Here is a 14,702-nt window from a genome sequence, read left to right as displayed (position 1 = left end):
GATGAGGGCTCGGCGCAGAGAGCTCATCAGGGGGAGTCAGGGGGTCGATCAGGGAGCGAGGAGGTCGCACAGGCGCTGGAACCCCCGGCCGAGGTCATCGGCTGCGGGCCCCGCGCAGACGCCGGACATGGATCCGTCCGGCTGTTCGATGAGGGTGAGGGACGGCCCGCCGTCGGCGGGCGGAGCCGCGGGCAGCGGGTACGGTTCGGACTTCAGGCCGGGCAGGTACGGCTCAGGACGGAAGCCCTCGAAACGGAACCGGCCGGCGTGCCCCGGCGTTTCCGGCACCGCTTCGGCGAGGCCGATCAGCGTGGCGGGATCGACGGGATCGCCGGGGGCGCCGGGAATCGTGACCCGGACGGGCACGTCCAGCGCGAGCGGGCCGACCAGGGTGGCGTGGGCGGGTTCCGAGCGCCCCGGCTCGCGCACGAGCACCGTCGGCTCAGGCAGGCCCCCGGCCCGCGACAGCGCGGCCGCCCAGCAGGCCAGGGCCACCTCGGCGGGTGCCACCCGGCGGGCCCGCGCCACCTGCCGCAGCCGCCCGGCCGTCTCGGGCGGCAGGCTGAAGCCGTATGCCCCGGCGGCGCCGGCCGGGAGGTGCGGGAACGGCGACGAGGACCGGGATGGGGGGACGCCCGGGGCAGGGGGGCGGGTGGCCGCCCAGCCGGAGTAGCTCGCGGTGGCCGGCGGGGCCGGTGCCGTACGCCCCGCGAGAGCGGCGGCGTAGGCGGTGCCGAGCTCGTACAGGACCGTCTCCAGTGACCAGTCGTCACAGGCCAGCGCGGAGGCGCAGAGCACCAGCAGGGACCCGTCGGGGGCGGGGTCGGTCAGGATCGTCCTGAGCAGCGGCCCCCGTTCGAGGTCGAAGCCCCGGGACAGCTCGTGCTCGACGGCGGCCTCCACCGGGACGCGGACCAGCTCGGGCTCCGCCTCCGGCGCGATCTCGGCGACGCGGGCGCCGTCCAGCACTGGGAAGGTGAGCCTCAGTGCCTCGTGGGCGGCGGCGACCTCGCGGAGCGCCCTGCGCAGGATCCCCGGGTCGACGCTGTCGCGCACCCGCATCGCCACCCGGACCGTCTCCTCGTGGGCCGGCGGTCCGGCCTGCCCCGCGGTCAGCGGGACCCGGCGGCCCCGCGCGGCGAACAGCTCGCGGACCCCGGACTTCAGGATCTTCCCTAGGTCGTTGCGGGGGAACTCCTCGACCGGCACGATCCTGGTCGGCAGCTCGTGGCGGGCCAGCCGCCCGGACAGGAAGTCGCGGATCTCGTCCACCGGCACCGGGTACGCCAGCCGTACGGCGGCGGCGGGCAGCGCGCCCATCACGGGGTGGGGAACGCCGACGACGGCGGCCTCCGCCACCGCCGGGTGCTCGTGCAGCACCGCCTCGATCCGCACGGTCGAGACCTTCAGGGCACCCGACTTGATGACGTCCGTCTCCCTGTCGGACAGGTAGAGGTAGCCGTCGGCGTCAAGGTGGCCGACGTCGCCCATCCGGACCCAGCCGTCGCGGAAGACCAGCGCGCTGCCTTCGGGGTCGCCCACGTAGGAGCGCGGCGGCGCCGGGGAGCGGAGCCAGACCTCACCCGTCTCGCCCGCAGGCAGCCTCTCCCCGTTCTCACCGAGGATGCGCAGGTCACCGGGGTCGGTGGCGCGGCCCAGGGAGGTGGGCCTGGCGGGATCGACGATCATGGTGGTCTGGGCGGGGACCGCCTCGGTCGAGGTGTAGTAGTTGACCAGCGTCGCTCCCGGGAAGGCGACGGCCAGGTCCTGGGCGACGGACGGAGGCAGCGCGGCGGCCGAGGAGCTGAGCAGCAGCACCCCGGACAGGTCGTGTCTGCGATGGGCGCCGGAACCGAGTAGTTCGATGGCCATGGACGGGACGAGGAAGACGGTGCCCGCGCGGTGGGCCTCGACGAGGCGGCAGAATTCCTCGGGCTCGAATCCGGGCAGGGTGAGCGCGGCCGGGTGGGCGGTGAGGGCGTCCATCAGCATCATCTGCGCGGCGTTCGTCCCGATGGGGAAGGCGTGCAGGAAGCGCTCGGAGTGGGCGTAGGCCCGGCGGCGAGGACGTAGCGGGCGGCCGTGGGTCAGGTTGGCGTGGGTGGCGCCGACGCCCTTGGGAGTGCCGGTCGTGCCGGAGGTGTAGATGATCTGGGCGAGGTCGCCCGGCCGCGCCTCGACGCCGCCGATCGGCGAGCCGTCGCCGCTGTCCGGCACCGGTGACCACCACCGCCCGGGGTCCTCCCGGGCGGATGCGGGAACCTCCCGCCCGTGCAGCACGCCCGTGGCGGCGCAACGCCGCAGGGTGTCGCGTAACTCATGGTCGCCGAGGCGGGCCGAGAGCGGCACCGCCACGCCGCCGGCCTTGAGCACGGCGCAGAAGGCGACGGCGAAGGCGGGCCACTCGTCCCCGCCGAACAGCAGGCCGACGCGGTCTCCGGGGCGGAGTCCGCGTGCGAACAGGCCGCGGGCGGCGGCGTTGGAACGCCGTTCCCACTGGCCGAAGGTCAGGTCGCCCGATCCGTCGCCGGGCTCACCGGCGACGAGGGCGGGGCGGTCGGGATCGGTCTCCGCCCGTGCTGCGAGCAGCCGGGGAACGGTGGGCGGAGCCGGGTCGTGCACACTCATGCCGGCCTCCTGGGCGGGCGCGCGAGATCGCTGGATCGAACGAGAGTGAGGGTCCGGACCGTGGGCGGGCCGGATGGCGCACATGCCGGGGAGAGGGACCGGCGGTGACGCCGGTTCCGTTGAGGAGCGGGGAGGGGATGGATTCGAGCGACGGGAGAGGGGTCAGGGGAGAAAGGTCGTCACCGGAGCACCTTGGGGCCGGATCCCGTCGATCCCCTGACGATGAACTCGGGCTGGAAGATCAGTTCGGAGTGCTGTCCCGGTGTGCCGGCGATGGCCTCCAGCAGGGTGTGGACGGCGGCGGTCACCATCGACTGGACCGGCTGGCGCACGGTGGTCAGCGGCGGATCGGTGAACGCGATCAGCGGCGAGTCGTCGAACCCCACCACCGACACCTCCCCCGGCACCGAGAGCCCCCGGTCCCGGCAGGCCCGGATCGCGCCCAGCCGTTGAGCAGGACGATGGGCACGCCCTGCCCGATCAGCTGGGTGTAGCGGTCCGAACGCGCGGTGACGTCGGCGTGCAGCCCGGAGACGAAGATGATGCCGCTGACCCCGCGCTCCACGAGCAGCTCGGTGAACTCGTCCTCGACCGCGCCGCCGGGCAGCTGGGTGCAGAGCACCGGGGTGTAACCGTACTGGGTCAGTGTCTTCTCGAACGCCTGGGCGAACGCCGGGAAGATCGGGTTGTCCAGTTCCGGGGTGACCAGGCCGATCAGCCCGTTGCTGCGCTGGCGCAACCGCTGCGGACGCTCATACCCCATGACGTCCAGCGCGGCCAGCACCGAGCGCCGGGTGGCGCCGGAGACCCCCGGCTTGCCGTTGAGCACCCGGCTGACCGTGGCCTCGCTGACCCCGGCCTGCGCGGCGATGTCGGTCAGCCGGGCGGTGCCGTTGCCGAGCGGGCCGACGGCACTAGGCGTCATCACGTTGCCACCAGACGGCGGAGTCGGGCGCGAGGCGCGCGACGCCGCCCTGGAGGACCGGCTCGGCACTGGCCAGCAGGACCCGCCCGGGGGCGGGCAGCTCCACCGGGTCGCCGGTGAGGTTGACGGTGCAGGTGAAGCCGGCGTCGCGGGTGAAGGCCAGCGTTCCCTCCGGGGAGTCGAGCCAGGCCAGCGGCATCTCGCCGAAGGCCCTTCGTTCCCGCCTGATCCGAAGCGCTTCGCGGTACAGGTTCAGTGTGGAGAGCGGCTCCTGCAGCTGGGACTCGACGCTGAGCGGGCCCCAGGAGGACGGTATGGGGAGCCACGTCCCGTTGCCGCCCGACAGACTGAAGCCGAAGTGCGGCTCGCCGTCGGACCAGGGGAGCGGCACCCGGCAGCCGTCACGGCCGTCGTCGGGGTTGCGGAACCGCTGCGGGTCGCGCAGGAACTCCTCGGGAAGGTCGAGGACCTCGGGCAGGCCGAGTTCCTCGCCCTGGTAGACGTAGGCCGAGCCGGGCAGGGAGAGCGTCAGCAGGGCCGCGGCGCGGGAGCGGCGCAGACCGACCTCGCCGCCCCCGTACCGGGTGAGGTGGCGCTTGACGTCGTGGTTGGAGAGCACCCAGGTGCTGGGCGCGCCGACCAGCCCGGCGGTCGCCAGCGACTCCTCGATGACCGCGCGGAACCCCTCCGCCTCCCAGGGGGTGTTGAGGAAGTGGAAGTTGAACGCCTGGTGCAGCTCGTCGGGACGGACGTAGTTGGCCAGCCGCTGCGGGGACGGGGCCCACGCCTCGGCGACGCCGATCCGCTCTCCGGGGTAGGAGTCGAGCAGCCTGCGCCAGGCGCGGTGGATCTCGTGTACGCCGTCCTGGTCGAAGAACGGCACCACGTCGGTGCCGATCATCCGGATCTGGTCGCCGTGCCCGATGTCGGGCAGCCCTTCGGCCTTGACCATGCCGTGGGCGACGTCGATACGGAAGCCGTCGACCCCCAGGTCGAGCCAGAACCGCAGGATCGACTCGAACTCCGCGTGAACCTCGGGGTTCTCCCAGTTCAGATCGGGCTGCTCGGCGGCGAACAGGTGGAGGTACCACTCGCCGTCGGGCAGCCGGGTCCACGCGGAGCCACCGAAGACCGACTCCCAGTCGTTGGGCGGCAACTCTCCGGTCGCGCCCCGGCCCTGGCGGAAGACGTAACGCTCGCGCGCGGGGGCTCCCGGACCCGCCGCCACCGCCTCCGCGAACCAGACGTGCTGGTCGGAGGTGTGGTTGGGCACCACGTCCACGATGATCCGCAGGCCGTGGCCGTGCGCGTCGTCGATCAGCGCCCTGGCGTCGTCCAGCGAGCCGAAGATCGGGTCCACGTCCCGGTAGTCGGCCACGTCGTAGCCGAAGTCGGCCATCGGTGAGGTGAAGAACGGGGTGAGCCAGATCGCGTCGACCCCGAGGTCCGCCAGGTACGGGAGCCTGCCGCGCGCGCCGAGCAGGTCGCCCACGCCGTCGCCGTTGCCGTCGGCGAAGCTGCGCACATAGACCTGGTAGATCACCGCGTCGCGCCACCATCGGGTGGCGGTCCCGGCAGCACGGTCCGCGTAGACAAGCTCGGTCATGTTAAATCCCCCGATCAGGTGACATGTCAGGACGTGATAGCACGGCGGTGTTACGACTTCGTGGCACCGGCGGTAAGCCCGGCGACCAGGTGCCGCTGGACGAGCAGGAAGACGATCGCCGCGGGCACCGCGATCAGCACCGCCGAGGCGGTGAGCAGGCCCCAGTCGGACCAGTGCTGGCCGACGAACTGCTGGAGGCCGATGCCGAGCGTGCGCTTCTCCTCCTGCGACATGAACACGGTCGCGTAGGCCACCTCGCCCCAGGCGGTCATGAAGGAGTAGAAGGCGGTGACCGCCAGGCTGGGCCTGGCCAGCGGCAGGATGACCCACCAGAACGTGCCGAACGGGGTCAGGCCGTCGACCAGCCCGGCCTGGTCGATCTCGCGCGGGATGGAGTCGAAGTAGCTCTTCATCATCCACGCGCAGAACGGCACCGCCACGGTCATGTAGGCGATGACCAGCCCGGCGATCTGGTTGAGCAGCCCGAGGCCCGCCATCAGGTTGTAGAGCGGGACGATCAGGATCGCCACCGGGAACATCTGGGTGACCAGCAGCGTCCACATCACCCCGCGGTGGCCGGGGAAGCGGAAGCGGCTGATCGCGTATCCGGTCGTCGAGGCCAGGAAGACGCCGATGACCGTGGTCAGCCCGGCGACGATCACCGAGTTGAGCAGCCAGGTCGGGAACTGCGTCTCGGTCAGCACCCGGACGTAGTTGTCCAGCGAGGGCTGGTTGAAGATCTCCAGCTCGCTGGAGAGCCAGCCGTCCCGTGGCTTGAGCGAGGTCAGGACCAGCCAGACGATCGGGAACAGCGAGACGGCGACCGCGGCGAGCAGGGTCCCGTGCAGCAGGATCGACTTTCCCGTACCGCGTTCCCCGCGGCTGCGGGCACTCCCGGCGCGGGCCGCACCGGTGGTGGTGACGGTGCTCACCAGACCTCCCCTTGCTTGCGCAGCGAGCGCCGGTAGACCACGGCCAGCACAACGAGGAGCAGCAGGACGATGACTCCCCAGGCCGCGGAGTTGGAGTAGTTGCGGACCCCGGTGAACGCCTCGCGGAAGGCGTAGGTGACCAGGATCTCGGTGGAGCTGCCCGGCCCTCCCCCGCTGATCAGATAGATCACCGGGAACATGTTGAAGGTCCAGATCGTGCCCAGCAGGACGACCGTGCTCGACACGGTGCGCAGACCGGGGACGGTGATGAAGCGGAAGCGCTGCCAGGGGGTGGCGCCGTCCACCTCCGCCGCCTCGTAGAGCTCACCGGGGATCGACTGGAGCCCGCCCAGCACGGCGACCATCATGAACGGCACGCCCATCCAGACGTTGACCGCGATGACCGCGATCTTCGCCGTGGTCGGGTCATCGAGCCAGCCGACCGCGCCGAGGCCGGCGGCCTTGAGCATCGCGTTGATCACGCCGAAGTCGCTGTTGTAGAGGTAGCGCCAGATGAACGCGGAGACGAATCCGGGGATCGCCCACGGCAGGATGAGCAGCAGCCGGTAGGCAGAGCGGAACCTGACCCTGCGGTTGAGCAGCAGCGCCAGACCCAGGCCCAGGCCGTAGTGGAGCGAGACGCAGGCGATGGTCCAGACCACGGTCCAGGTCAGCTTCTCCCAGAACAGGCCGCTGGTCAGGATCGCGATGTAGTTGTCGAGCCCGACGAACTCGTAGGTCGAGGGGATGACGTTGACGCCGATCGTGCGGCCGATGTTGGCCTCGGTCGCGTCGGTCAGGGACAGGTAGACGCCTCGGGCCAGCGGCCAGCCGATCAACAGGCCGGTGACCAGGATCACCGGGGCCACCATGACCCAGGCGTACCAGTGCCTGCCCACCGCTCGCCGGAACGGGCCGGCGCCCTGGTGGCGGCCCTGACCGCGGGCGCCGTCGGCGCCCGCGGTCCGGTCCCTGGCCGTGCTGTTCACACGTCCAGTCGAGAGCGCCACGGATCAGCTCCAGTCCTTGAAGATGCCGCGGTACTGGTCGTCCACCTTCTTGAGCATGTCCTCGGGGGTCGTCTTGCCACCGACCAGCGACTGGTAGCCCTCAAGGAGCGGCTGGAAGAGCTGGCCGCCCTCGGGGATCCACGGCCGCGCGGTCGCGGTCTCCATGATGGGCTTGAAGACGGCGACGTCCTTGTTGGCCTGCACGTCGGGGTTGTCATAGGCGGAGACGCGGGTCGGCAGGAGGCTGATCTCCTTGGCGACCTTGGCCTGGGCCTCCGGGGTGCTCATGAAGCGGACGAACTCGTAGGAGGCGTCGATGTTCTTGGAACCGGCGTAGATCGCCAGGTTCCAGCCGCCGGTGGGGGCGCCGGCCTTGACCGAACCCGCCGGGACGGGGGCGATGCCCAGGTTCTCCTTGTCCTTGAACTCCTTGCCCTGGTAGATCTCCGACAGCGCCCACGGGCCGTTGTAGATCATCGCGGCCTTGCCGTCCTTGAGGGCGGTCATCGCGTTGGCGTAGCTGTCCTGGATCGCGGGCTTGGGCGCGGCTCCGGAGACGACCAGATCGGCCACCGAGGCCATCGCCTTCACGTTGGCCGGGGAGTTGACGGTGATCTTCTTGTTCTGCACGTCGAGGAGGTCACCGCCCTCGCCGTACATGAAGGGCAGCAGGAAGTAGGAGTCGACGTTGAGCGCGAGGCCGTTGACCCCGGTCTTCTTCTTGACGTCGAGCGCGGCCTGCTTGAGCTCCTCGACGGTGGCGGGAGCCTTCTCGTGGCCGGCCTCCGCCAGGATCCGCTTGTTGTAGATGAGCGCGAGGGTGTCGGTGACCTGCGGGACCGCGTACGTCTTGCCGTTGTACTTGGTGCTGCTCAGCGGACCGGCCAGGAAGTCGGACTCGTTCTCCACGGCGCGGCTGCCGTCCAGCGGCTGCAGGTAACCCAGGGAGGCGAACTGGGAGGTCCAGGCGACCTCGGAGCGAATGACGTCCGGTGCCCCCGTGCCCGCCTGCGCCGCGGTCTGGAACTGGTTCTGCGCCTGATCGGAGGGGACGTTGACGTACTTGACCTTGATGTTCGGGTACTTCGCCTGAAAGTCCTTGATGAGTGCCTGGAACGTCGGACCCTCGCTGTCCGGCCGGACGGTGTCCCACCAGGTGATCTCACCGCTGATCTTCGACGGGTCACTCGCCGCGGACTGGGCGGGGGCCGCCGTGCCGGCGTCACCGCCACCGCAGGCGGAGACCGCCAGGGCGAGGGCCGCGACGATCGTCGCAGCCGAGAAGGCTCGCCGCATGTGTTTCTCCTCAGGTTCAAGGGGACCGGCCAGGGGCAGGGGAAGCCGCCCGGCCGGGTCTGGAGTACGCCGGACGTTACGCCGACGTGAACCCCATTGGAAGAACTTTCTGCAAGAGTCTGCAAACTCGTTACAAAGTAGTCCAAAAGCGCGGGGCAGGAGACTCCCGAACTGGAAGCCACGACGGAGGCGCCACTATCCCATCAGGGGCGAAAAGTACGATTTATACACTTTTATTCTCCCGGCGGCCTTCTTCTGCCACCTCCGGAGTTGCCTGGATTCAGAAAATTGCCGCAAGGGATTGCACAGAGCATTCCCAGTGAGTAACTTCCGGGCAACACCCTCGAAACAACTCCCGTGGAGGCCCCCCGTGGTCTGGCCACTCCCCCCACGGCGCGCGAGAACCACCTTCCTGAGGGGCGCCGCGCTCGCGGCGGCCCTGATCGTCACCCCCCTCGCCGCCACCCCCCTCCCCGCAGCCGCCTCCGCCACCGGTACCTCCGGGTTCGCGGCCCCCGTCTCGGCCCCGGTTTCGGCCCCGGTTTCGGAACGCCCCGCCGAGCCCGTGGTCTCCGCGCTGAGCCGCACCGCCGAGCCCTCGGACAGGGACCTGGCCCGCGACGCGCTCCGCGCCGACCTGAGCCGCGAGCGCTTCTACTTCGCGATGACCGACAGGTTCGCCAACGGCGACACCGGCAACGACCGGGGCGGCCTGTCCGGCGACCGGCTCGCCACCGGCTTCGACCCGACCCACAAGGGCTTCTACCAGGGCGGCGACCTCAAGGGGCTGCTCGGCAGGCTCGACTACATCAAGAACCTGGGCAGCACTGCGATCTGGATCACTCCGGCGTTCGTCAACCGCCCCGTGCAGGGCACCGGCGCGAACGCCTCGGCCGGCTACCACGGCTACTGGATCACCGACTTCACCAGGATCGACCCGCACCTGGGCAGCAACGCCCAGATGAAGGAGCTGGTGCGCGAGGCGCACCGGCGCGGGATGAAGGTCTTCTTCGACATCATCACCAACCACACGGCCGACGTGATCGACTACGCGGAGAAGACCTCCTCCTACCGGTCCAAGGGCGCCTACCCCTACGTCGACACCGACGGCGTGCCGTTCGACGACCGGGCCTACGCGGGCAAGAACACCTTCCCCAAGGTGGACACCGGCTCGTTCCCGTACACCCCGGTCGCGCCCAAGAAGGCCAAGACCCCCTCCTGGCTGAACGACCCGACGATGTACCACAACCGGGGCGACTCCACCTTCAGCGGCGAGAACGACCAGTACGGCGACTTCTTCGGCCTCGACGACCTGTGGACCGAGCGTCCCGAGGTCGTCAGGGGCATGACGGACATCTATCAGACGTGGGTGCGCGAGACCGGCCTCGACGGCTTCCGCGTCGACACCGCCAAGCACGTGAACATGGAGTTCTGGGAGAGGTTCTCCCCTGCCCTGCGCGGCTACGCGGCCCAGCACGGCAACAAGCGGTTCTTCATGTTCGGCGAGGTCTACTCCAGCGAGCCCGCCTTCACCAGCCGCTACTCCACCCGGGGCCAGATGAACGCCACCCTGGACTTCCCGTTCCAGGAGGCCGCCCGCTCCTTCAGCGGCGGCACGGCGGGCGCGGCGCGGCTGGCCCAGCTGTACGCCGGCGACGACCACCACACCGACGCCGACAGCAACGCCGCGTCGCTGCCGACCTTCCTCGGCAACCACGACATGGGCCGCATCGGCCGTTTCATCTCCCAGGACAACCCCGGCGCGCCCGACTCCGAGCTGCTCCGCAGGGACCTGCTCGCCCACGAGCTGATGTACCTCACCCGGGGCCAGCCGGTCGTCTACTACGGAGACGAGCAGGGCTTCACCGGCAAGGGCGGCGACCAGGACGCCCGCGCGTCCATGTTCGCCTCGAAGACCGAGAGCTACCTGAGTGACGACCTGATCGGCACCGACGCGACCCACGCGCGCGACAACTTCGTCCCCTCCCACCCCCTGTACCGGGGCATCTCCGCCCTGGCCGCGCTGCGCGACGCCCACCCGGCCCTGGCCGACGGCGCCCAGATCGAGCGGCTCGCCGAGGGCGGCGTCTACGCCTTCTCCAGGATCGACGCCACCCGGCAGGTCGAGTACGTCGTGGCGGTCAACAACGCCGAGCAGCCGGCGAGCGCGAGCGTGCCCACCTTCTCCGCGGGCGCCGCCTTCACCAGGGTGTACGGGGAGGGCGCCGCCGCGCTCACCACCGGCTCGGACACGAAGCTCGCGCTCACCGTCCCCGCCCTGTCGGCGGTGGTCTACAAGGCGTCCGCGAAGCTCACCGCCCCGGCCGCGGCCCCGGCCGTCTCCATCGCCCTGCCGGGGACCGAGATCAGGGGCACCGCCGAGGACGGCCGGATCCCGGTCACCGCGACCGTGCCGGGCGGCGGCTTCGACCAGGTCACCTTCGCCGCCAAGGTCGGCGAGGACGCCTGGCGGGTGATCGGCACCGACGACGCGCCGAACGCCTCCCCCGCTGGCCGTACCTTCCGGGTCTTCCACGACCTGCGCGGCATCGCGGCGGGCACGAAGATCTCCTACAAGGCGGTGGTGAAGGACTTGGCGGGCCGCTTCGCCTCGGCGAGCGCGGCGGCGACCGTCGGCGCCGAGCCGGCCCCCGAGGAGCCGGGCGCGGTCAGGCGCGACTGGCTGGTCGTGCACTACCAGCGCGAGAACTACGACGGCTGGGGCCTGCACGTCTGGGGCGACGTCGAGAAGCCCACCGAATGGGCCGAGCCGCTCAAGCTCACCGGCGAGGACGCCTACGGCCGTTTCGCCTGGATCAGGCTCAAGCCCGGCGCGTCCAACGTCGGGATCATCGCCCACAGGGGTGACGAGAAGGACGGCGGCGACCGGGTCGTCAACCCCGCCAGGAACGGCGAGGTCTGGCTCGCGGAGGGGAAGGCGGAGACGCACCTGTCCCGCGCGGCCGCCCAGGGGTACACGACGATCCGCTACAGCCGGCCGGACAAGAACTACGACGGCTGGGGACTGCACCTGTGGGGCGACGGGCTCGCCGACGGGGTGCCCACCGAATGGGCCACCCCGCGCCCACCGGACGGCACCGACTCCTACGGCGTGTTCTGGAAGGTCGCGCTGAAGAACGCCGTGACGCCGGTGAACTTCATCATCCACAAGGGCGACACCAAGGACCCCGGCCCCGACCAGTCGTTCACCCCGGCGCTCCAGCCGGAGGCCAACGTCGTCTCGGGCGTGGCGAGGATCCACCCGACCCGGGCCGCCGCCGAGAACGTGGCGATCCTGCACTACCACCGTCCCGACGGGAAATATGAGGGCTGGGGACTGCACCTGTGGGGTGACGTGGCCCAGCCCACCGAGTGGGCCACCCCGCTCCAGCCCGCGGGTGAAGACGCCTTCGGCGTCCACTTCCGCGTCCCCCTGACCGAGGGGGCCAAGAACGTGAGCTACATCATCCACAAGGGTGACGAGAAGGATCTTCCTGACAACCAGTCGCTGGACCTCACCGCGACCGGCCACGAGGCCTGGCGGATCGCGGCCACCGCGGGCCACCTGCTGCCGCAGCCCGCGGCCCGCGGCGCGGACGCCGACCTGTCGAAGTCCGCGGCGCACTGGATCGACCGCGGCACCGTGGTGTGGAAGGTCGAACCGTCGTCCTCGCTCCGGCACTCTCTGGCCTTCTCCGAGAAGGGCGACATCACCTATGCCAAGGGCGAGCTGACCGGCGACCTCCGGATCATCCGTCTGCTCCCGGGAGCGCTCACCGAGGCGCAGAAGGCGAAGTGGCCGCACCTGGCCGGGCACGCCGCGTTCACGATCGACCCGCGCGACGCCGACCTCGTCGGGAAGGCGCTGCGCGGCCAGGTCGTGGCCGTCGAGCGCGACGCCTCGGGCGCGCTGCTGGCCGCCACCGGCGTGCAGTTGCCCGGCGTACTCGACGACCTGCACGCCAAGGCGGCGACCGCCGGCCTCGGCCCCTCGTGGAGCGGCGGCACGCCCGGCCTGTCGGTCTGGGCGCCGACGGCGCGCAAGGTCGAGCTGGCGCTCTACCGCGACCCCTCCGGCGGGGCCCGCACCGTCCACGCCATGCGGCGCGACGACGGCACCGGCATCTGGTCGGTCCGCGGGCAGCAGGGCTGGAAGGACCGCTACTACACCTTCCTGGTCACGGTCTACGCGCCCACCGAGGGCAAGATCGTCACCAACGAGGTGACCGACCCCTACAGCCTGTCGCTGGCCGCCGGCTCGGGCCGCAGCCAGCTGGTCGACCTGTCCGACCGTTCCCTGCGGCCCGACGGCTGGTCGTCACTGGCCAAGCCCAGGGCGGTGCCGCAGGAGAAGGCGTCGATCTACGAGCTGCACGTGCGCGACTTCTCCGCCTCCGACGCCACGGTCCCCGCCGCCAGGCGAGGCACCTACTCGGCCTTCACCGGCGACTCGGCGGGGATGAAGGAGCTGCGAGGGCTGGCCAAGGACGGCCTGACCCACGTGCACCTGCTACCCGTCTTCGACATCGCGACGGTCCCCGAACGCAGGGCGGAGCGGACCGAGCCCGACTGCGACCTGGCCTCGATGCCCCCCGACTCCGAGGAGCAGCAGGCCTGCGTCGCGCGCACCGCGGCGGGAGACTCCTTCAACTGGGGCTACGACCCGCTGCACTACACGGTGCCCGAGGGCTCCTACGCCGCCGACCCCGAGGGGTCGTCCCGGATCAGGGAGTTCCGGAGCATGGTCGGCGGGCTGAACGGGGCGGGGCTGCGGGTGGTGATGGACGTGGTCTACAACCACACCCACGCCGCCGGCCAGGACCCCACCTCGGTGCTCGACCGGATCGTGCCCGGCTACTACCACCGGCTGCTCGACGACGGCACCGTGGCCGCCTCCACCTGCTGCGCCAACACCGCGCCCGAGCACGCCATGATGGGCAGGCTCGTCGTCGACTCCGTCGTCACCTGGGCCCGCGAGTACAAGGTGGACGGCTTCAGGTTCGACCTGATGGGCCACCACCCCAAGGCGAACATGCTCGCGGTCCGCGCCGCCCTGGACAGGCTGACCGTGGCCCGCGACGGCGTGGACGGAAAGTCGATCATCCTGTACGGGGAGGGCTGGAACTTCGGCGAGGTCGCCGACAACGCCCGCTTCGAGCAGGCCACCCAGGCCAACATGGCGGGCACCGGGATCGGCACCTTCAGCGACCGGCTCCGTGACGCGGTCCGCGGCGGCAGCCCGTTCGACCCCGACCCTCGGGTCCAGGGCTTCGGCTCGGGGCTGGCAGGGGCGCCCAACGGGTCGCCCGCCAACGGCGACGAGGCGCAGCGGCGGGCCCGGCTGCTCGGCTACCAGGACCTGATCAAGGTCGGGCTGGCCGGCAACCTCCGCGACTACACCTTCACCGCCTCCAGCGGCAAGGAGGTCAAGGGCTCACAGGTCGACTACAACGGCTCCCCCGCCGGATACACCGCCGCACCGGGCGAGGTCGTCAGCTACGTCGACGCCCACGACAACGAGACGCTGTTCGACGCGCTGGCCTACAAGCTGCCGCAGGCCACCACCATGGCCGACCGGGTGCGCATGCAGTCGCTCTCGCTGGCCACGGCCGTGCTCGGGCAGGGCACCTCGTTCGTGCACGCCGGCAGCGAGCGGCTCCGCTCCAAGTCGCTGGACCGCAACTCCTACGACTCCGGCGACTGGTTCAACCGGCTGCTCTGGGACTGCTCGGCGGGCAACGGTTTCGGCGCCGGGCTCCCCCCGAAGGCCGACAACGAGGACAAGTGGCAGTACGCCAGGCCGCTGCTCGCCGACCCGGCGCTGAAGCCGGACTGCGCGGCGATCGGCGCGGCCCGCGCCCGCTACGGCGAGCTGCTGAAGATCCGCTCGTCCTCCCCTGCCTTCGGCCTCGCCGACCTGGCCGAGGTGCAGAAGCGCCTGACCTTCCCGACCAGCGGCACCTCGGAGACCCCGGGTGTCGTGACCATGCACCTGGACGCCTCGGGAATCGACCCCCGCTGGAAGTCGATCACCGTCGTCTTCAACGCGACCCCCGAGACGCAGCCGCAGACCGTCGCCGCGCTGAAGGGCACCCAGGTGACGCTCCACCCCGTCCAGACGACCGGCGACGACGCCGTCGTGAAGCAGTCGACGTTCGACCCCGCCACGGGCACGCTGACGGTCCCGGCACGCACGGTCGCCGTCTTCGTCCAGCCCTGACCCCACACACCCCGGAAAGACGGCCGGGCCAGGTGTTGCAGCACCCGGCCCGGCCAGGGAACCCGTCCATCGATCCTGGAGGCCC

General features: G+C 70.9%; 7 protein-coding genes and 1 pseudogene. 1 reads left to right on the top strand and 7 read right to left on the bottom strand.

Going from position 1 to position 14,702, the window contains the following annotated elements:
• Positions 1 to 48 precede the first annotated feature (48 nt).
• From IG98_RS0110330 to IG98_RS0110305, 7 genes and pseudogenes are all read right to left on the bottom strand, one after another.
• Positions 49 to 2,628 (bottom strand): AMP-binding protein, encoded by a 2,580-nt coding sequence (locus IG98_RS0110330; RefSeq protein ID WP_030909041.1) that lies wholly within the window; start codon positions 2,626 to 2,628, stop codon positions 49 to 51.
• Positions 2,629 to 2,807: 179 nt separating this feature from the next.
• Positions 2,808 to 3,245 carry a substrate-binding domain-containing protein gene (locus IG98_RS53235; protein ID WP_245651502.1) on the bottom strand — a complete coding sequence of 146 codons (438 nt, stop codon included), beginning with the start codon at positions 3,243 to 3,245 and terminating at the stop codon, positions 2,808 to 2,810.
• 194 nt (positions 3,246 to 3,439) lie between these two features.
• A pseudogene (locus IG98_RS53230) lies at positions 3,440 to 3,553 on the bottom strand (LacI family DNA-binding transcriptional regulator); the annotation flags it as partial.
• Positions 3,543 to 5,159 carry a glycoside hydrolase family 13 protein gene (locus tag IG98_RS0110320; protein WP_030909038.1) on the bottom strand — a complete coding sequence of 539 codons (1,617 nt, stop codon included), beginning with the start codon at positions 5,157 to 5,159 and terminating at the stop codon, positions 3,543 to 3,545. The pseudogene IG98_RS53230 and the gene IG98_RS0110320, both read right to left, overlap by 11 nt.
• 50 nt (positions 5,160 to 5,209) lie before the next feature.
• Positions 5,210 to 6,091, bottom strand: coding sequence for a sugar ABC transporter permease (locus IG98_RS0110315; protein WP_030909035.1), 882 nt, complete (start codon positions 6,089 to 6,091; stop codon positions 5,210 to 5,212).
• A complete protein-coding gene (locus IG98_RS0110310; RefSeq protein WP_245651482.1) occupies positions 6,088 to 7,080 on the bottom strand; it encodes a carbohydrate ABC transporter permease in 993 nt (330 codons plus the stop codon). Before IG98_RS0110310 ends, IG98_RS0110315 begins: the two co-directional genes overlap by 4 nt.
• A gap of 24 nt (positions 7,081 to 7,104) precedes the next feature.
• Complete coding sequence (locus IG98_RS0110305) at positions 7,105 to 8,397, bottom strand: extracellular solute-binding protein (protein ID WP_030909029.1); 1,293 nt, start codon at positions 8,395 to 8,397, stop codon at positions 7,105 to 7,107.
• Positions 8,398 to 8,767: 370 nt separating this feature from the next.
• Here IG98_RS0110305 and pulA point away from each other — a divergent pair, with 370 nt between their 5' ends.
• Positions 8,768 to 14,617 (top strand): pullulanase-type alpha-1,6-glucosidase, encoded by a 5,850-nt coding sequence (gene pulA / locus IG98_RS50350; RefSeq protein WP_037969789.1) that lies wholly within the window; start codon positions 8,768 to 8,770, stop codon positions 14,615 to 14,617.
• Positions 14,618 to 14,702 lie beyond the last annotated feature (85 nt).

Source organism: Streptosporangium amethystogenes, from assembly GCF_000721075.1.
Taxonomy (GTDB): domain Bacteria; phylum Actinomycetota; class Actinomycetes; order Streptosporangiales; family Streptosporangiaceae; genus Streptosporangium; species Streptosporangium amethystogenes.
This window is presented reverse-complemented; position numbering and strand designations above follow the sequence as displayed.

What these genes read in the sequence shown, in the direction of transcription:
- IG98_RS0110330 (WP_030909041.1), bottom strand. Translation starts at nt 2,628, where the DNA reads ATGAGTGTGCACGACCCGGCTCCGCCCACCGTTCCCCGGCTGCTCGCA.
- IG98_RS0110305 (WP_030909029.1), bottom strand. Translation starts at nt 8,397, where the DNA reads ATGCGGCGAGCCTTCTCGGCTGCGACGATCGTCGCGGCCCTCGCCCTG.
- IG98_RS0110320 (WP_030909038.1), bottom strand. Translation starts at nt 5,159, where the DNA reads ATGACCGAGCTTGTCTACGCGGACCGTGCTGCCGGGACCGCCACCCGA.